The sequence below is a fragment of the Pseudonocardia nantongensis genome, assembly GCF_046546495.1.
In the GTDB taxonomy this organism is placed as follows: domain Bacteria; phylum Actinomycetota; class Actinomycetes; order Mycobacteriales; family Pseudonocardiaceae; genus Pseudonocardia; species Pseudonocardia nantongensis.
This window is the reverse complement of record NZ_JBKGXT010000035.1, coordinates 1-18251: the sequence shown is the minus strand read 5'-3', so window position 1 is coordinate 18251 and position 18251 is coordinate 1. Positions and strand designations below refer to the sequence as shown.

At 76.0% G+C, this 18251-nt stretch carries 11 protein-coding genes; 6 read left to right on the top strand and 5 right to left on the bottom strand.

Annotated features, from left to right (window positions below):
• Window positions 1–27: 27 nt before the first annotated feature.
• Window positions 28–1230 carry an oxygenase MpaB family protein gene (locus ACLFMI_RS26090; protein WP_410950617.1) on the bottom strand — a complete coding sequence of 401 codons (1203 nt, stop codon included), beginning with the start codon at window positions 1228–1230 and terminating at the stop codon, window positions 28–30.
• Between the two features lie 56 nt (window positions 1231–1286).
• On the opposite strand from ACLFMI_RS26090, the gene ACLFMI_RS26085 reads away from it, so the two are divergent.
• Window positions 1287–1904, top strand: coding sequence for a TetR/AcrR family transcriptional regulator (locus ACLFMI_RS26085; RefSeq protein WP_410950616.1), 618 nt, complete (start codon window positions 1287–1289; stop codon window positions 1902–1904).
• 165 nt (window positions 1905–2069) lie between these two features.
• Here ACLFMI_RS26085 and ACLFMI_RS26080 read toward each other — a convergent pair whose 3' ends face one another.
• The 3 genes from ACLFMI_RS26080 to ACLFMI_RS26070 all read right to left on the bottom strand — a co-directional run bounded on the left by ACLFMI_RS26080 (window position 2070) and on the right by ACLFMI_RS26070 (window position 11444).
• Window positions 2070–7715, bottom strand: a complete 5646-nt coding sequence (locus ACLFMI_RS26080) for a SpoIIE family protein phosphatase (RefSeq protein ID WP_410950615.1) — start codon at window positions 7713–7715, stop codon at window positions 2070–2072.
• 85 nt (window positions 7716–7800) lie between these two features.
• On the bottom strand, window positions 7801–8652 hold the full coding sequence (locus ACLFMI_RS26075) for an alpha/beta hydrolase (RefSeq protein ID WP_410950614.1): 852 nt from the start codon (window positions 8650–8652) through the stop codon (window positions 7801–7803).
• Complete coding sequence (locus ACLFMI_RS26070; RefSeq protein ID WP_410950613.1) at window positions 8649–11444, bottom strand: carboxypeptidase regulatory-like domain-containing protein; 2796 nt, start codon at window positions 11442–11444, stop codon at window positions 8649–8651. The genes ACLFMI_RS26075 and ACLFMI_RS26070 overlap by 4 nt, the downstream gene beginning before the upstream one ends.
• A 281-nt stretch (window positions 11445–11725) precedes the next feature.
• Between ACLFMI_RS26070 and malQ the strand changes: the two genes are divergently transcribed.
• Entirely contained in the window at window positions 11726–13702 is a 1977-nt protein-coding gene (gene malQ, locus ACLFMI_RS26065) for a 4-alpha-glucanotransferase (protein WP_410950612.1), read from the top strand.
• A gap of 120 nt (window positions 13703–13822) precedes the next feature.
• Complete coding sequence (locus ACLFMI_RS26060; RefSeq protein WP_410950611.1) at window positions 13823–14680, top strand: 2-keto-4-pentenoate hydratase; 858 nt, start codon at window positions 13823–13825, stop codon at window positions 14678–14680.
• A 3-nt stretch (window positions 14681–14683) separates the two neighbouring features.
• On the opposite strand, the gene ACLFMI_RS26055 is transcribed toward ACLFMI_RS26060, so the two are convergent.
• Window positions 14684–15562 (bottom strand): diacylglycerol/lipid kinase family protein, encoded by an 879-nt coding sequence (locus tag ACLFMI_RS26055; protein WP_410950610.1) that lies wholly within the window; start codon window positions 15560–15562, stop codon window positions 14684–14686.
• Between the two features lie 64 nt (window positions 15563–15626).
• On the opposite strand from ACLFMI_RS26055, the gene ACLFMI_RS26050 reads away from it, so the two are divergent.
• The 3 genes from ACLFMI_RS26050 (at window position 15627) to ACLFMI_RS26040 (ending at window position 18081) form a co-directional block, all read left to right on the top strand.
• A complete protein-coding gene (locus tag ACLFMI_RS26050; protein WP_410950609.1) occupies window positions 15627–16427 on the top strand; it encodes an SDR family NAD(P)-dependent oxidoreductase in 801 nt (266 codons plus the stop codon).
• A 107-nt stretch (window positions 16428–16534) separates the two neighbouring features.
• Window positions 16535–16906, top strand: a complete 372-nt coding sequence (locus ACLFMI_RS26045; protein ID WP_410950608.1) for an RNA-binding S4 domain-containing protein — start codon at window positions 16535–16537, stop codon at window positions 16904–16906.
• Window positions 16907–16977: 71 nt separating this feature from the next.
• A complete protein-coding gene (locus tag ACLFMI_RS26040) occupies window positions 16978–18081 on the top strand; it encodes a quinone-dependent dihydroorotate dehydrogenase (RefSeq protein ID WP_410950607.1) in 1104 nt (367 codons plus the stop codon).
• Window positions 18082–18251 lie beyond the last annotated feature (170 nt).

Below are 18251 nucleotides of genomic sequence, written 5' to 3'. Positions count from 1 at the left end.
GAGCGGGGCGGGGCGGGGCGGGGCGGATCAGAGCGAGCCGACCTCCGGGCGGTCCGGGCCGAACCGGCGGGCGAGATCGGCCCGGGACCGCCGGTCCGAACGCTCCTCCAGCCACCGCCGCCCGCGCCGGAACCGGGCGACGACTACCGACTCGACGACGTTGCGCAGCACCTGCGACGGGGCGATCCACGGCGCCGTCACCGGCAGGCCCAGGTCCCGCATGCCCTCGGCCTGCAGGAACACCCGAAGCAGCGAGAGCAGCCGCCGCCGTTCCCACGCGCCGCGCCACCCGGGCCGCTCGGCGCGCACGCCCTCCACCAGCGCGGCGGTCAGCCGCGGCCCGGACGGCGTGACGTCGCCCTGGGCGAGCAGGATGTGGTAGTTGAACGCGTTCTGCGGGCGCTCCGTGGTGAACAGCCAGTCCTCGTCGACGCCCATCAGCCAGCCGACGTAGCGCCACAGGTGCATGATCGCGTCCGAGTCGGCGCGCGGAACGTGCCGGCCGAGCAACCGGCACCCGAGCAACGCGGTGCTGTTGAACAGCCCGAGCGTCGCCGCGAGATCGGCCTGGTTGATCGGCAGCCCGTGCGTGCCGGTGTCCCAGTCCCGCTCGTACCGGTTCGCGACGAGCGCGTGCATCGCCCGCACGTGCAGGCTCGCCCGCCACCCCTCGCCGCCGCGGGCCATCCCGCCGGGCCGGCTCACCGCGAAGCCCCACGCCTGGGTCTCGCCGAGGCGGCGCATCGCGCCCGAGCCGGTCAGGCCACCCGTGCGCACCAGCAGTTCGGTCGGCCCGCCGTAGCGGTAGCCACCGATCAGCGACAGCCCGAGCAGGACGTCCTCCCGGCTGGTTCCGAGCCGCCGGTAGGCCCGCGCCCCGCGTTCGAGCAGGTCGTGGTCCAGCCACGGCGGCTCCGGGGTGACCGCGTCGAAGAACGCACGCAACGCCGCCGGGGCCCCGTCCCGCGGCCCTCCGGCGGCCAGTGCCTCGTGGAACGCCCGCATGGTGACCCGCTCCGGGTCGTCCCGGTCCCGGCCCATCGCCCGGACCAGCGCGGCGCCGACCTCGTCCCGGGTCGTCATCCGGCGCCCGATCTCCGCGAGGAGAGTCTCGTCGGGTTCGCGTACCCGGGCGAGGAGGCCGAGCGGGCGGGCTATCCGGGCCGCACGCCGCGGTGCGCTGCGGAACCGCCGCGGGTAGGGCGTCGCGACGGGGATCTCTGCCACCATGGGTCGATGCTGACACGAGCGAAGACTCGCGTTCAATGCGCGTTGGTGACGGCCGGGTGAGCGCCCGCGCACCGCGACGCCGGGAACCGCAGCAGGACCGGTCCCGACGGATGGTGGAGCGGATCGTCGCCGCCGGGCGGGAGGTGCTGGTCACCCGCGGGTACGACGGCGCCTCGACCAACCGGATCGCCGCCACGGCGGGCATCTCGCCGGGCTCGCTGTACCAGTACTTCCCGGACAAGGGTGCGGTCGTCAGCGCGGTGATCGACCGCTACCTCGACGAGCTGGAGGCTCGCGTCTCGCGCGCGTTCGTCGAGGCGCTGCCGGACCGGGACACCGCCGACGCGGTCCGCACCACCGTCGAGGCCCTGCTCGACGCGATCGGCGAGCAGCCCGACCTGCACCGGGTGATCGCCGAGCAGCTGCCGCGCACCGGTGCCGGGCGCCGGGTGGCGTTCGCCCGCCGGATCGACGAGCTCACCGCCGTCGCGCTGCTCGGGCGGGGTGTGCCGGCCGAGCGCGCGCGGGTGACCGCGTGGACGGTGGTGCGCACCGTGGAGGCGGTGACCACCGGCTTCGTCCTGGAGGAGCCCGGGTTCGAGCGCGCCGCCGTGATCGACGAGCTCACCCGGCTCGTCGTCACGCACCTCGACGGGGCCGTCCACCCCGGCTGACCGCGCGCGTCCCGGGGCCGAGCCGGGCGGTCAGCCGGACCAGTGCCCCCGACCCCGGGCATCCCGGTCGCCCCGGTTCCCGGGCCCGGCTTCAAGGCGTGGTCCGGCCCGTGGGAGCGGCCCAGGGTCGTCCGGACAGCTCCGTGGTGTCCGGACAGCTCGGCGTCAGCCCTCGTCGGACATCCCGATCACCGTGTCCAGCCCGGACAGCACCAGCGACCGGCGGGCCTGGCTGCCGGCCGGGGCGACCAGGGTCAGCGCCTGCCCGCCTGCCCGGGTCCGCCGGGCCGCCTCCGACAGCAACGCGATGCCGGCGCTGCTGACGAAGGAGTCGGTGCCCAGCGTCAGGGTCACCGGCAACCCTCGTTCCAGGTGCTCCATCAGCGGTGCGCGGATCGCGGCGACCCCGCCCATGTCCAGGTCCCCGACGACGGTGAGCCGGACCCCGTGCGGGTCCGGCGCGACCCGCAACCGGGTCGGCGACAGGGCACCGGGGTCCCGGCCGTCGGCGGCGGCGTCCGCCGGGCCCTCGGAACCCGTGGTGTCCGCGGCCACCACGGCGTCCGTGGTGCCGCCGGCACCGGTCCTCGGATCGCGTTCCGGTTCGGGCTCGCCGGCCACGAACTCGACCGGCGGCCCCGCCCCCGGAGTGCCGATCTCCACCGGCGTGGCGGGCAGCCGGAAGCGGACGGCGGTGCCGTCGTCCGACGCCTCGATGAGCACATCCTCGGCGAGCTCGCGGATCAGCGCGATACCTCGGCCGCGGTACCCCGGGTCGACCGGCGGCGGGCGCCACCGGCCCTCGTCGCGGACCCGCACGGTCACCGAACCGTCCGGGACCAGCGCCAGCTCGATCTCGACCCCGGCATCGGCGCCGCCGGGTGGGTAGGCGTGCTCGATCGCGTTCGTCGCCGCCTCACCGACAGTGAGCTGCAGGTCGCTGGTCCCGTCCGAGCCCATCCCACAGGTCTGGGCCCAGGCCCCGACCGAGCGGCGCAACGGGGCGAGCCGCTTCGGTTCGGCCGCGATCACGGTGTGCAGCGGCGGCGGCATCAGCCGGGCGACCACGACGACGGTGTCGTCCGGGATCGCGACGCCCTCGGACATCCGGTTGAGCAGGGTGTCGGCCATGTCCCGCGGCTGCAGGTCGGCGAGTTCGCCGAACGCCGCGGAGAGCCGGGCCAGGCCGTCGTCGATCACCTCGTTCCGGCGCTCGAACAGCCCGTCCGAGCACAGCAGGATCGTCTCCCCCGGGACGATCCGGTCGGTGGCCTCGGCGAACGGTGGCCGCCCGGAGATGCCCAGCGGCACCCCGCGGCCCTCGTCCAGGGAGCGCACCCCGTCCGGCCCGGCGACCAGCGGCGGCGGGTGCCCGGCGGTGGCGTAGCGCAGGGTCCCGGTCCCGACGTCGATGCAGGCGATCGCCACGGTGCTGGCGGTCGCGCCGCGCACCCGGAACGCGTACTGGTCGAGCTGCTCCAGCGCACCGGCCGGACCCTGACCGTTCACCAGGTTCGACGCCACGGCGCTGCGCAGCTGCCCCATCACCGCGGCGGCGGCCGGACCGCGCCCGACCACGTCGCCGACGACCATCGCGACGACGCCGTCGGGCAGGTCCAGCACGTCGAACCAGTCACCACCGGCCTCGGTACCCTGGGTCCCCGGCCGGTACCGGGTGGCCAGCGACAACCGCTCCAGCTCGGGCAGCTTCTGCGGCAGCAGGCTGCGCTGCAGCGTCACCGCGACCTCGTGCTCGGCCTGGTGCAGCTGGGCCCGCATGATCGCCTGCGCGCACTGGTTGGCCAGGGTCAACACGAACCGTCGCTGCTCGGGGGTGTGCGCGGGCTCGCGCGGGAAGCGGAACCCGAGCACGCCGATCGGGCGGGCGGCCACCATCAGCGGCACCGCGGTGTGCACCGGGTAGCGCCGGACCTCCTCGGCCTCGGGATCGGCGTTCCAGACCGGCGCGCCCGTGGCCACCGCCTGGCCCAGCGGGTGCCCGCGGCCGGGGGTACGCATCGCCGGACCGTCCTCCGGCCAGCCGGCCTCGCCGAGCAGCTGCAGGGTGCCGCTCTCGTCGAGCACCAGCACCGCGACCGCGTCGGCGCCGATCGAGGTCCGGCCGTGCTCGACGACGACCTCGGCCACCGACTGCAGGTCGGTGGCCCGGGCCAGGCCGGTGGCCACCGCGCCGAGCCGTTCGGCGAGCCGCCGGGCCTCGGTCTCGGCGTCCAGCATGAACGCCCGGTCCAGTGCCTGGGCGGCGAGCTCGGCGACCGCCGCGGCGGCCTCCCGGTCGGCCTCGGACAACCGTCGGTCGGCCACGAACGCCACGCCGAGCACGCCGATCACCCGCCCGCCGGCCTTCAGCGGCAGGAGGCCCAGGGCCCGGACGTGCTCCTGGGCGATGTCGACCTGCTCGTGGAACCGTCGGGCCCACTCCCCGTGCGACAGCCACAGCGGCTCGTGGCCCTCGACGACCTCCGCGAACGCCGTCCCCGGGGTCAGGTCGAGCTCGCCGGCCCGGCGCCACAGCTCGGCGTCCCAGCCGTGTCCGGTGAGCGCGTTCAGGCTCGTTCCGCGCACCTCCCACAGCCCGGCGTAGTCGGCGTCGAACAGGTCGACGATGTGGTCGGCGGCGATCGCGGCGACCTCGCCCGGGGTGGCCGCCGCGGACATCTTGGCCGTCGCCCGGTGCAGGAGGCCGAGCCGCTGGGCCGAGGAGCGCTCCTGCTCGAGCAGCCGGGCGTTGTCGACCGCGAGGCCGGCCCGCCGCCCGATCTCGGACAGCAGGTCCAGGTCGTCGGCGGTGTGCGGCTCACCCGGCTCGCAGCGGGCGAGGGTGAGCACCGCGCTGTTCCGGCCGCGGGCCGGCAGCGGCACCCCCATCGCCGAGCAGATCCGCAGCCGCTCCCAGGCCCGGCGCTGGTCGTCCGGGAGCCGGCCGAGCACCTCGTCCAGCCGGTCCGGGCCGACGATCTCCGGGCGGTGCAGCCGGTCCCCGATCGGGGTGAGCGGGCCGAGCCGCCACAGCGACGGTTCCAGCGCCGTGCGGTCCGCGGCGACGGCCAGGGTCGCACCTGGGTCCTCGGGGTCGGTCTCGTGCACCAGCGCGATGTCGCCGAGCCCGTCGTCGACGACCGTGCGGGCCAGCTGGTCGGTCCGGGCGGTACGGGTGATCTCCCGCTCCATCGACTCCGCGACCTCGGAGTAGATCCGGTGCCGGCGCTGCTCGCGGTGCTGGACGTCGATGTCGAGGCAGCCGCCGACGTAGCCGGCCGACCGCTCGCGGTCGCGCACCGGCGCGCCGCGGTCGAGCACCCAGCGGTACCGCCCGGTGCGGTCGCGCAGCCGGTACTCGACCTCGAACGGGGCGTGCGCCCGGGTCGCGGCGGCGGTCGCCGAGCGGTAGCGCTCCCGGTCGTCGGGGTGGATCCGGTTCCGCCAGTCGTGCCCGAGCTCGTCGGCCGGGTCCTCGACCCCGGTGAAGTCGAGCCAGCCGCGGTTGACGAACAGCCGGTGACCGCCCGGGTCGTCCACCCAGATCAGCGCGGGCGTGGAGTCCGCCATCGCCCGGAACTGCAGCTCCGCGGCCCGCCGGACCCGGCCCAGCTGCAGGTGGTTCGCGACCCGGGCGAGCAGCTCGCGGGACGAGAACGGGCGGACCAGGTAGTCGTCGGCGCCGGACGCGAAGCCCTCGACCGCGGCCTCCTCGCCGGCCTGCGAGGACAGCAGCACCACCGGCACGCCGACCGTGCGCGGGTCCGAGCGCAGCGCCCGGAGCAGCCCGATCCCGCCGGCCGGCAGCCCGGCGTCGGCGACGACGAGGTCCGGCGGGTCGGTGCGGGCCGCGTCGAGGGCCGCGGGGCCGTCCCCGACGATCTGCACCGTCCACCGTTCGGACAGCAGGTCCCGCAGGTAGCCGCGCATCTCCCGGTCGTCGTCGACGACCAGCACCCGGTCCCGCCGGTCCAGGTCCAGCCCGTCGACGACCGAGCCGTCCAGCGAGCTCTCCCGCCCGGCGGCGGGGGCGGGTGCTGCGGCGCCGTCGTCCGGGCCGGGCGGGTCGGGCAGCCAGCGCAGTGCCTCGGCCACGTACGGCCCGGCCAGCTGCGGCGTGCGGCGCACGCCGACCCGGGACCGCACGAGCCGGCCCTCGGGCAGGTGCGCGAACCCCAGCGGGATCGAGACGGTGAAGGTGGCGCCCCCGCCCGGGGTCCCGGTGACGCCGATCGACCCGCCGTGCAGCCGGACCAGCTGCCGGATCAGCGGCAGCCCCAGCCCGCTGCCCTCCGCGGTGCGCCCGCGCGGGGGGCCGGGGAGGTGGAAGCGCTCGAACACCGAGTCGACCTCGTCGTCCGGGACGCCCCCACCGGTGTCCGCGACCGTCAGCACGACCCGCTCGCCGTCCTGCCCGAGCTCGACGGTGACGCCGCCCTCGAGGGTGTACTTGACGGCGTTGCTGAGCAGGTTGAGGACGATCTTCTCCCAGGCGTCCCGGTCGACCCAGGCGGGACGGTCCAGCTCCGCGCAGGAGACCTGCAGGTCCAGCCCGGCCTGCTCGATCACCGGTGCGAACGCCGCGACCAGCCGGTCGGTGGTGACGCCCAGCTCGGTCGGCGCGAACAGTCCCTCGTGCCGTCCGCTCTGCAGCGCGGACACGTCCAGCAGCCCGTCCACCAGCTTGAGCATCCGCTCGGCGTTGCGGTGGGCGAGCTCGGCCTCGGACCGCACCCCCGTCTCGTCGTGCCGGCGCAGCCGCTCCAGCGGGCCGAGAACCAGGGTCAGCGGGTCGCGGAACGCGTCGCCGAGGCCGGCGTAGTAGTCGGCGCGGGCCTGCTCGAGGGATTCCCGGTCGTCGCGGGTGTCGCGCTCCCGGTCCCGGGCCAGCGCGCCGGTCAGCACGGTGCCGACGTGCCCGACCAGCAGCCGCAGGAACGCCCGGTGCGCCTCGTCGAGGGGCAGCAACGCGGGTGCCCCGATCGTGACCGTGACGCCGACGGCGCCGTCCGGGGTGTGCTGCACGGCGCGGGCGAGTTCGGTCACCGGGCCCGCGCCGGTCGTCGGGACCGGGTCGACGGTCGTGAACTCGACCGCAGCCCCGGCGTCCGGGCCGGGATCGGCGGGCACCCGGTCGTCGGGCAGCTCGGTGATCCGCACCGAGGTGGCCGTGCGCGAACCCTCCCCGTCGTGCACGACGGCGGTCACGCACGCGACGTCCTCGTCCGCGGCCTCGAGCACGGCGGTGAGCCGCTCGACGGCGACGTCGACCGTTGGCGCGTCCCGGGCGACCTCGCCGAGCTCGGCCAGCACCCGCATCCGGCGGGCCCCGACGATCCCCTCGGTGATCTCCGAGCAGAGCGTGACCAGCCCGAGCACCGCACCGGAGGGGTCGCGCACCGGGGTGCTGGAGTAGTTCCACCAGGTCGCCTCCGGCACGTCCCAGCGGTGCAGGACGATCCGGTCCGCGGCCCGGTAGATGCCGGCCCGGTCGCCGGAGCGCAGCTGCGGGAGCTCCTCGGCGAGGTGCTCGGCGACCTCCGGCCAGCCCTCGCGCAGCGGGCGGCCGTACGAGCCCGGGTGCCGGTAGCCGGCCAGCTCGATGAACGCGTCGTTGTAGAGCAGGACGAGCTCGGGCCCCCACCAGGCGGTCAGCGGCTGCCGGCTCTCCAGCATGAACCGGACGGTGTCCTCCAGCTCGCGGTCCCAGCCGGACCGCGCGCCGAGGGCGGTGGCCGCCCAGTCGGTGGTCTCCAGCAGGGTCCACGCGGACACGCTGCGGCCGCAGACCTGCTCGTCGGTTCGCTCCACCGTGCCGGACACCCCGTTTCGTTGCCGTCGCTACGATCCCACCCGCACACCGGCCCCGGCAGGGTAGGGACCGTTCTCGGCCGGGTCAGCGTCCGCCGTCGCGGTGCTCGGCCAGCCAGCGCCGTAGGTCGCCGAGCGGGGCGTCCCGTCCCGGTTCGTGGAAGATCTCGTGCCACAGACCGTCGTACCACTGCACGGTGGTGTCCGGGGAGCCACTGGCCTCGTCCAACCGGCGGGTGCCGGAGGGGTCGGTGAGCCGGTCCTCGGTGCCGTGCTGGATCAGCAGCGGCAGCCGCAGCTCGACCGCCCGCGGCGGCAGACTGTCCATCTGGGCGTAGATCGCGGCGCCGAGGGACAGGGTCGGCTTCCCGTGGTGGACCAGCGGGTCCGCCCGGTAGTCGGCGACGACGGCCGGGTCGGAGCTGATCGCGGAGTCGTCGATGCCGACCGGTCGCAACGTCGGCAGGGCCCGCGCGACGAGTGCCAGCACCGGCACCAGCCGGGCCGGGACGGTGTCACTGACCAGGGCCGGCGCGGACAGCGCGAGTCCGGACAGCCGGTCCTGGTGGCGCAGCGCGTAGGCCAGCGCGATCTGGCCGCCGAGGCTGTGCCCGAGCAGGAACAGCGGCAGCCCGGGGTGCCGGGCGGCGACGTCGCGGCGGAAGGTCTCGAAGTCCTGCAGCAGGTCGTCGTAGCGGCGCACGTGCACCCGGGTGCCACCGGAGCGGCCGTGCCCGCGGTGGTCCAGGCCGTAGATCGCCCAGCCGTCGGGCAGCAGCGTGCCGACCACGGGGTCGTACCGGCCGGAGTGCTCGCCGATCCCGTGGCTGATCAGCAGCACGCCGGTCGGCTCGCCCGTGGGCAGCCAGCACTGCCAGTACAGGTCGACGCCGCCGACCCCGGGGAGCCGGCCGTGCACGTCCGGCTCGCGGGTCACGACCCGGTTCCGCCGGTGAGATCGCACTCGACCTCGGCGCCCGCCGAGATCTCGACGGTGGCGCCCACGGCCGAGCCGTCGGCCTCGGCGACGACCCGGTACCAGCCCGCGTCGAGGTCGGGGATGTGGAAGGTGCCGTCGTCGCCGGTGCGGGTGGCGGCGACCGCCTCGCCGTCCTGCTCGACGGTGACCGGCACCTGCGAGGCCGGCGCGCCGGACGCCGTCGTGACGGTGCCGGACAGGGCTGCGGAGCGGCGCAGGGTCAGCGCGGCCGTGGCGGGCTCGTCGGCGACCGAGCAGGCGGTGACCCCGGGACGGTGCCCGGCCGTCGTCGCGACCAGCACGTACTGCCCGGCCCCGGGCGCGGTGATCCCGGCGACGCCGTCGGTGCCGGTGGTGGCGGTAGCCAGGCCCCGGCCGGTGCGGTCCCGCAGCGCGACCTCGGCCCCGGCGAGCGGCTCGCCGTCCTGGCCGAGCACCCGGGTCTCGACGGTCTGCGGCGCGGTGTCCGGGACGACCGCCGACGGCTCCGGCCCGGGCCGGACGGCGGCGAACACCACGGTGTCCTCGATGTCCGGACGGGTGGTGGGGCTGATCGGGGCGGGCGGTGTGCTGCGCACGGGGGGTGCGGTCTCCTCGGTCGGCTCGGTCCGTGCGGCCTGTCCGGTTCGCCCGGCCCGCTCGGCTTCCGTGCCGCGCCGGGACGGCTCACTCGCGCCGGCGTCGAGGATGCCGGTGCCGGTGTCGGGGGTGCCGGTGCCGGTGTCGGGGGTGCCGGTGTCGGGGGTGCCGGTGTCGGGGGTGCCGGTGTCGGGGGTGCCGGTGTCGGGGGTGCCGGGGCGGGACGTTCCGGCGTCGGGGGGCGGCGGCCCGCCGACACCGACGTTCGGGGGTGCCGCCGGGGGCGGTGGGCCGCCGGCGGGGCGGGCCGAGCGCAGTGTCCGCGGTGCCGGGCGAGGGGCGGGCTCGGCGGCCTCGCCGTCGTCGTGGTCCTCGTCGGACCGTGCGTTCCGGGTGCCGGTGCGCGAGACCGCCGTGACGCCGGCAACCCCGGCTGCGGCGAGCCCGGCCGAGGCGGCGATCCGGCCCGCGCCGGAGGACTTCCCGGAGCCCGGGCTCGCGTCACCGGGGCCCGCGTCACCGGGGCCGGCGTCACCGGGGGCCGTGTCGCTGGACTCGATATAGCCGGACCCGGTGTCGCCGCGCTCGGTACCGCCGGACCCGGTGTCGTCGGACTCCGTGTCGCCGAACTCGGTGTCGCCGCCGGCCCGGTCGGCGGCCGCTGGCTCCGCGGTGGTGGTAGCCCGCCGCAGGGAAGGGCCGGGCCGTCCGGTCGGCTCGGACGCGCCGGCCTGCTCGGGCACCCGCCAGGCGGGCTGTCCGGAGATCCGGTCCCGGGCCTCGCGGAACTCCCGCTCGGTGTCCGGGGTGGCCGTGGTCCGGCTGGTCGAGCGGTCGGCCGGGATGGCGGTGACCCGCTTGACCAGGTCCGGATCGACCGGTGAGCGGGGATCGACCCGCGGCGGGGCCGCCGGTCGGATCCCGGCCGCGGACGGCTCGGCGGGGGTGACCGGCCCAACCGGCCCGACGTCCTCGGAAGCGGCAGTGGAGGGTGTCGGGTCGGTCGCCCGGGCCGGATCGGCGGTGTTCCCGGCGGTGCGGGCACCGGTCTCGCCGACCGCGGCGATCCCGACCGGCCCGTTAGCAGCGTCCGTGCCTGCGGAATCGGTGCCTGCGGAATCGGTGCCTTCGGCGTCGGCGCCTTCGGCGTCGGGACTTCCGGCGGCGGAGCTTCCGGCGTCGCTGCCCCCGGTGCCGAGGTGCTCGGTGGCGCCTCCCTCGGTGGCGTCGTCGTCGGTGGCCTCCTGATGGGCACCGGATGTCCCGGCGTCCACGCTGGCGCCGGACGCGCCCTCGGCCGTGGCGCCGGCCTCGTCCGCCGGCAGATCACCGGACCCGGCTGTGTCCGCGTCGCGTCGCACCGCGCGGGTTCCGAGCGCGGCCGCACCCGCCGTCCCCGCGACAGCCCCGGCGGTCCCGGCACGATTCTGACCACCGCGGTCCTCGTCGTCGGGGCCGGTCGCCCCGGTGTCCCGCGGCGCGCTGATGTCGGGCGCCGAGCTGATCGGGCCCGGACCGGTGGGCGTGTCGTCGTCGTCGAACGGCCCGGCGGCGGGGCGCGACGGCGCCGGCCGCGGGCCCGGCGTCGGGCGGGGCGGCTCGACCGGCTCCACCGGCTTGCCGTCCTTGAACCCCCGCGACCAGGGCGGGCCGACCGGCCCGGCGCTGACGTCCGGCACGATCCGCGGGCCGGCGGCGGACACCTCCGGGAGCTCGTTTGTGGCGTCGCCGTCGCGGTTGTCCACGGTGCCCCGGGTCTCGTCGTCCCGGGTCTCGTCGTGGTCCCGGGTCTCGTCGTCGTCCTGGATCTCGTCGTCGCGGACCTCGCTGATGTCCGGCGCGGACGAGACCGTCGGGCCGATGGCCGACCGGGGCCGGGACGGCGCCGGTTCCGGCGCGGCGGCCGCCGCGGGGTCGGTCGCCTCGGCGCGGGGCTCCGCGAGGTCCTCGTCGTGCCCGGCGGCTCCGGCCGGAGCATCGTCCGGCCGCGGGGCCGGGTTGTCGTCGATCCCCCGGGCCCGGCGGTCGACCAGGTCCGCGACGGTGCGCGGGCGCTCGTCGTCCCGTGACGTCGAGTGCCCGTCCCGGCTCCGCCCCCACCGCAGGAACGCTGCGATCCCGACGGCCACCAGCACCACCACCAACAGCCCCAGAAGGGCCAACGTCGACATCCGGAGATCCTCCTGCCGGAACGGGACGACCGGTCCTCTCCTGCGCATCGGCACGGTCGGGCCCGGACGGATCCGGCGCACCGACGGGTGCGACCTGATCCGGTGACCCGGTCGGCGCGTCCGGCGACGCACCGTAGCACCGATGACCTCCCGATCCGGATCGGCCGGACGATCGCGCGTGTCGGCGTCCGGGCTGCTCCGGCGGCGGGCCGCCGGGCGCACCGGACCCGGCAGACGCACCGGCCGCCCCGGGCCCGCGGCGATCGGTCAGGATCGTCCCCATGACCCGCGACCCGGTGCACCCCGAGCTCGCCGAGATCGCCGCCGCGCACGGCGTCGCGACCTCGTTCCTGGACGGCACCCGCACCGAGGTGCCGATCGACGCCACCGTGGTGCGGAACGTGCTGGACCTGCTCGAGGTCGACGTGTCCGGCCCGGACGCGCAGCGGATCGCGCTCGCCCGCGCCCGGGAGAAGGCCGCCGCGACCACGCTGCCCCCGACGATCGGGCTGCGATCCGACCGGTCCCGCCCGGTCCCGGGACGCGGCCGGCTCACCACCGAGGACGGTCCGGCGTTCGATGTGGACGGCGTGCTGCCGTCCGGTCTGGAACCCGGTCGGCACCTGCTGGAGACCGACGCCGGCCGCGCGACGGTCGTTGTCGCCCCGCCTGCGCTGACCGACCCGCCGCGCACCTGGGGCTGGATGCTGCAGCTGTACGCGCTGCACTCGCGCCGCTCGTGGGGCATCGGCGACCTCGGTGACCTCACCGACCTGGTCCGCGGCGGGCACGGCGCGGGTGCGGTGCTGCTGAACCCGCTGCACGCGATCACCCCGGTCCCGCCGGTGCAGCCCTCGCCGTACACACCGTCGTCGCGCCGCTACGCCACCCCGCTGGCCTTGCGGATCACCGACCTGCCCGCCTACGCCGACGCCGGTCCGGCCACCCGGGCCGAGGTCGACGCGCTGCGCCCGGAGACCACCGGCGACCGGATCGCGCACGACCGCGTCTGGGCGGCGAAGCGCTCCGCGCTCGAGGCGTTGTGGCGCTCGGCCGGGCATCCGGACGGCGGCGTGGGCGGGAACGACGACGACCTGATCTCGTTCGCGACCTACTGCGCGCTCACCGAGCGCTACGGCGGCCGCTGGTCGCTGTGGCCGGAGGGGCTGCGCCGCCCGGACGGTTCGGCGGTCGCCGCGGCCCGCGCCGAACTGGCTCCGCGGGTGGCGTTCCACGCCTGGGTGCAGCGCCAGACGCAGGCCCAGCTCGCCGGCGTCCGCGCCGCGGCCCGCGAGGCGGGGATGCCGGTCGGCGTCATCCACGACCTCGCAGTGGGCTGCGACCCGGAGGGGGCCGACGCGTGGATGCTGCAGGACGATCTGGCCCTCGGTGCCACGGTCGGCGCCCCGCCGGACGCCTTCAACCAGCGCGGCCAGACCTGGGGCCTGCCTCCGTGGCGACCGGACCGGCTGGCGGACACCGGGTACGCGGCGTTCGGTGACATGATCCGTTCGCTGCTCGCGCACGCCGACGGGCTGCGGATCGATCACGTGATGGGCCTGTGGCGGCTGTGGTGGGTGCCCGCCGGCGAGTCGGCGGACCGCGGGACCTACGTGCACTACGACGCCGACGCGATGCTCGCCGTGCTGCTGCTGGAGGCGCACCGGGCGGACGCGTTGGTCGTCGGCGAGGACCTGGGGACGGTGCTGCCGGAGGTCCGCGAGCAGATGGCCGAACGGGAGCTGCTCAGCTCGACGGTGCTCTGGTTCTCCCGCGATCCCGACCCGGTCACCGGTGGCGACGACGGCCCGCTGCGCCCGCCGTCCCGCTGGCCGGAGGACTCGGTGGCGACGATCTCCACGCACGACCTGCCGACCGCAGCCGGGTTCCTGCGCGGGGAGCAGGTGCGGGTCCGCACCGAGCTGGGGTTGCTCGATGACCCCGACACCGAAGCCGCGCGGGCCGCCGCGGACCGCGACGAGCTGCTGGCCCTGCTCGCCGGCGAGGGACTGCTGGAGTCCCCCGACGTCACCGACACCGACGAGATCGTGGTGGCCCTGCACGGCCTGCTGGCCGCGGCCCCGTCACGGCTGGTGCTCGCCTCGTTCCACGACGTCCTGGGCGAGCCGCGGCAGCCGAACCTGCCAGGCACCGTCGACGAGTACCCGAACTGGCGGCTCCCGCTGCCGGTGACGCTGGAGGAGGCACTGGCCGACGAGCGGGTCCGCCGGGTGGCCGAGGTGCTGTCCCGGCGCTGAGCGGAGCGTGCGGAGCGTGCATCGGGGCTGAGCGGAGCGTGCGGAGCTTGCATCGGCGCTGAGCGGAGCGCGCGGAGCTTGCATCGGGACCGGGGAGGGGACCTGGCATCATCCGGTCCGATGACCGCACCGCACAGCCCCTCCGGACCCAGTGACGCGGGCGCCGCCCCGGACCGCGGGGACGTCGACCCGGATGCCGTGGACCTGGTGCGCTCGGACGGCACCGCCGGTGCGCTGTGGCAGGCCTGGACGACCGGTGAACGGCTGGCCGCACTGCCCGAGCTGCTGCGCCCGAGGTCCCTGGCCGAGGGGTTCGCGGCGCAGCGCCGGCTGAGCGAGCGGGCGGGCCCCTCCTACGGCTGGAAGCTGGCCGCGACGGCGACCGCCGGGCAGGCGCACATCGGCATCGACGCCCCGCTCCCCGGACCGCTGTTCGAACGGTTCCGGCACGTGCCGGGCGACGTCGTCCCGTCCGACGACCTGCACATGGCCGTCGCCGAGGCGGAGTTCGCGTTCCGGATGGGGGCGACGGTCGGGCCGGGTGCGTCCCGGGACGAGCTGCGTGCCGCGGTGGCGGCGGTGCACTGCGCGGTGGAGCTGCCGGAGTCCCGGTTCACCGATTTCGCGACGGCGGGGGCTCCGCAGCTGCTGGCCGACGCCGCCTGCGCGGGCCGGTTCGTGCTCGGGCCGGAGATCGACGACGGCGCCGATCTCGATCTGGCGGCGACGACGACCGTGCTCGACGTCGACGGCGCCACCGCGTCCGGGAGCGGCGCCGAGGTGCTCGGCGACCCGTGGGCCGTGCTGGCCTGGCTGGCCGAGACGTTGCCTGCGTACGGGGCGCTGCTGGAGGCCGGCGGCGTGGTCACCACCGGCACGACGACGGTCCCCGCCCCGATCGCGCGCGGCTCCCGGGTGCGCGCCGCGTTCGGCGAGGGCGGAGGGCTGGGCGTCGTCGAGTTCTCGCTCGGCGGCTAGTCGCTACCGGACGACGGCCAGCGCGCCGGCCGCGCAGCGCACCCGGACGGCCGTCCCGCCGGCGACGTCGTCGAGCTCCCCGTCGATCTGCACCGGCATCGGCCCGCAGACGGTGAACCGGAACTCCGCGGTCGCCGGCTGCCGGCCCAGGCCGCGCAGCGCGGCCCGCACCGCGATCGCCACCTGGCGCCACTTCGGACGGTGCTCGAGCAGGACGACCTCGAACCGGCCGTCGTCCGGGCGGCTGCCCTCGCTCAGCTCCGCGACCTTGGCCATCTCACCGATGTTGGCGAAGACCAGGTTGTCGATCCGGCGGCGGTGTCCGTCGGCGAACTCGATGTCGAACGGGGTGAACGCCCAGAACGACCGGAGCGTCGTCCACACCTCGCGCAGCGTGCCCTTGCCGCCCTGCTCGATCTGCAACGCGACGACCGGGGTGAGCCCGAACCCGATGTAGGAGTGCGCGTGCTGGGGCGGCGTGTCGCCGAGGGTCATCTCGAGCAGGTCCATCCGCTCGGTGCGGCCGTCCAGGATGGCCTCGACCAGCGGCCGTCGGGCGGTGGCCCGGTCGTGGTCGTTGGCGTTGCCCGCGGCCAGCACCGCGGCCGCGGCCCCGGTCCCGGGTACGTCCATGATCCCGTTGACGACCTCGTTGTAGCCGCCGTCGCCGCTGACCGAGACGATCAGCGGCCGGCCGCGGCCGGCCGCGGTCTCCCTCGCGATGTCCCGGGCGTGGCCGGCGTACTCGGTGGGGCGCAGCGTGACCAGCAACTCGGGGCGGGCCCCCGCGAGCTCGACACGCAGCCGTTCGGCGAGCACGTCGGCGTCGCCGGTGCTGCCCGGGTTGAACACCACCAGCACGGAGTCGATCGGCTCGGCCACGGGCACACCGTAGACGGGCACCGTCCACGGGCGACGCGCGCGGTGGTACGAGACGGTGGACGGCATGGATCTGCATCTGGACGGCCGGCGCGCGATCGTGACCGGTGGAAGCCGCGGCATCGGCCTGGCGACGGCGCGCGCACTCGCCGCCGAGGGCGTGCGGGTCGCGCTGGTCGCCCGGGACGCCGACGGGCTCGCAGCGGCCGCGGCCGGCCTGAGCGAGGCCGGGGCGCCGGAGGTCATGGAGGTGCCCACCGACACGACCGACGACGCGGCGGTGCGGGCGATGACCGGCACCGTCGCGGACCGGTTCGGCGGGGTGGACGTGCTCGTCAACGCGGCCGCCCGGCCCGCGAGCGCCGGGCCGCCGACGGACCTCGCGTCGGTCACCGACGACGCCGTCCGCACCGAGCTGGAGACCAAGCTGCTCGGCTACCTGCGCTGCGCGCGGGCGGTGGCGCCGCTGATGACGGCGCAGGGCTGGGGCCGGATCGTCAACGTGAGCGGGTTGAACGCCCGGAAGTCGACGTCGCTGGTCGGGTCGGTGCGCAACGTCGCGGTGGCCTCGATGAGCGCGGCCCTGGCCCAGGAGCTGGGTCCGCACGGCGTCAACGTCACCGTCGTGCATCCGGGGATCACCCAGACCGAGCGGACGCCCGGGGTGATCGCCGACCGCGCCGCCGCGGCCGGGACCGACGAGGCCGCGGCCCGCGCCGAGCTCGACGCGACGACGACGATCGGCCGAATCACCACCGCGGCCGAGGTCGCCGACGTGATCACCTTCCTGTGCTCCCCCCGCTCGGTCGCGATCAACGGTGACGCCGTCCCCACCGGCGGCGGCACCCCCGGCACCACCCACTACTGACCCCACCCATCGAGCCGCCACAGCTCCCCGACCCGCCCTCGCGTTCGTGAAGCCATCCAGCTGCGAGATGGCGGGGTCGGGCGTGCGGGCGGTGGCACCATGGCGGGATGGACACGACCCGCGTGGACCGCTGGCTCTGGTCGGTGCGCCTGGCCAAGACGCGCGCCGACGCCGCGACGGCCTGCCGTGGCGGGCACGTGCGGGTCAACGGCCGGCCCGCCAAGCCGGCCGCTCCGGTCCGGGTCGGCGACCGGGTGCGGGCACGGGTACACGACCGGAACCGCATCGTCGAGGTCAGCCGCGTGATCGACAAGCGGGTCGGGGCACCGATAGCGCAGGAGTGCTACGTCGACCACACGCCCGTCGAGCCCGCCGGTCCGACGCCGGTGTTCGCGCGCCGCGAGCGGGGCGCCGGCCGGCCGACCAAGCGCGACCGCCGGATGCTCGACCAGCTGGGCCTCTCCCGCGGGAACCAGTAGGCCGGCGAGTCGCCCGAGGGCGGGGCCGACGCCACACCCTGACGGTCACGCCCACCTGTGAGGATGGGGTCATGTACGACGCCCTGTTCCGCACCGTCCTGCGGCACGTGCCGTCCGAGGCCGCGCACCGTATGGGCTTCGGGGTGGTCCGGGCGGTCGCCGGCGCGCCGGGCGTCGGGCCGCGGGTGGCCGGCCGCCTCACGCCCTCCGACCCGGTGCTGCGGAGCCGCGCCCTCGGCCTGGACTTCGCGGGCCCGCTGGGCCTCGCCGCGGGGTTCGACAAGGACGCCGAGGGCATCCTCGAGCTGGGTCGTCTCGGGTTCGGTGCGGTCGAGATCGGGACGGTGACCGGCCGCCCACAACCCGGGAACCCCACGCCACGCCTGTTCCGCCTGGTCGACGACCGGGCGCTGATCAATCGGATGGGCTTCAACAACGCCGGCGCCTCCGCCGCCGCGCCCCGGCTCGCTGCCCTGCGGGCTCGTCCGCAGCCAGGGATGCCCGTGCTCGGCGTCAACATCGGCAAGAGCAAGGCCGTGCCTGCAGCCGAGGCGGCAGCCGACTACCGCGCGAGCGCCGCCGCGCTGGGGGCCTACGCCGACTACGTCGTCGTCAACGTCAGCTCGCCGAACACACCAGGCCTGCGGGACCTGCAGCAGACCGACGCGCTCGAGCCGTTGCTGACCGCCGTCCGGGACGAGCTCGACCGGGTCGCGACGGGCCGCCCGGTGCCGTTGCTGGTCAAGATCACCGTCGATCTGGCGGACGCCGACATCGACGCGGTCGCCGACCTGGCCGTCCGCCTCGGCCTGGACGGCGTCGTCGCCACCAACACCACGGTCTCCCGCGACGGCCTGCGCACTCCCGACGACGTCGTGGCCGCGGCCGGAGCGGGCGGGCTTTCCGGACGACCACTGGCCGCCCGTGCGCTGGACGTGGTGCGGCGGCTGCGTTCCCGGCTCTCCCACCGCCAGATCGTGATCTCCGTGGGTGGGATCGAGGACGCCGGGGAGGCCTATCGCCGGATCCGCGCCGGCGCCACGCTCGTGCAGGCCTACACCGGCTTCATCTACGGCGGACTGCTGTGGCCGTCGCGGGTGCACCACAACCTCGCCGGCCTGCTGCGTACCGACGGCTTCAGCTCGGTGTCCGACGCGGTCGGTGCCGACCTCTGACCGATCCGGGTCCCGGACGGCGCCGATCCACGATCGCCTCGACCGGACCCGGACATGCGAAAACGCCCCCCGGACGAATCCGAGGGGCGTCTCCCCAAAAAGAATGTCGGCGGCGACCTACTCTCCCACACCCTGACGAGTGCAGTACCATCGGCGCAGGAAGGCTTAGC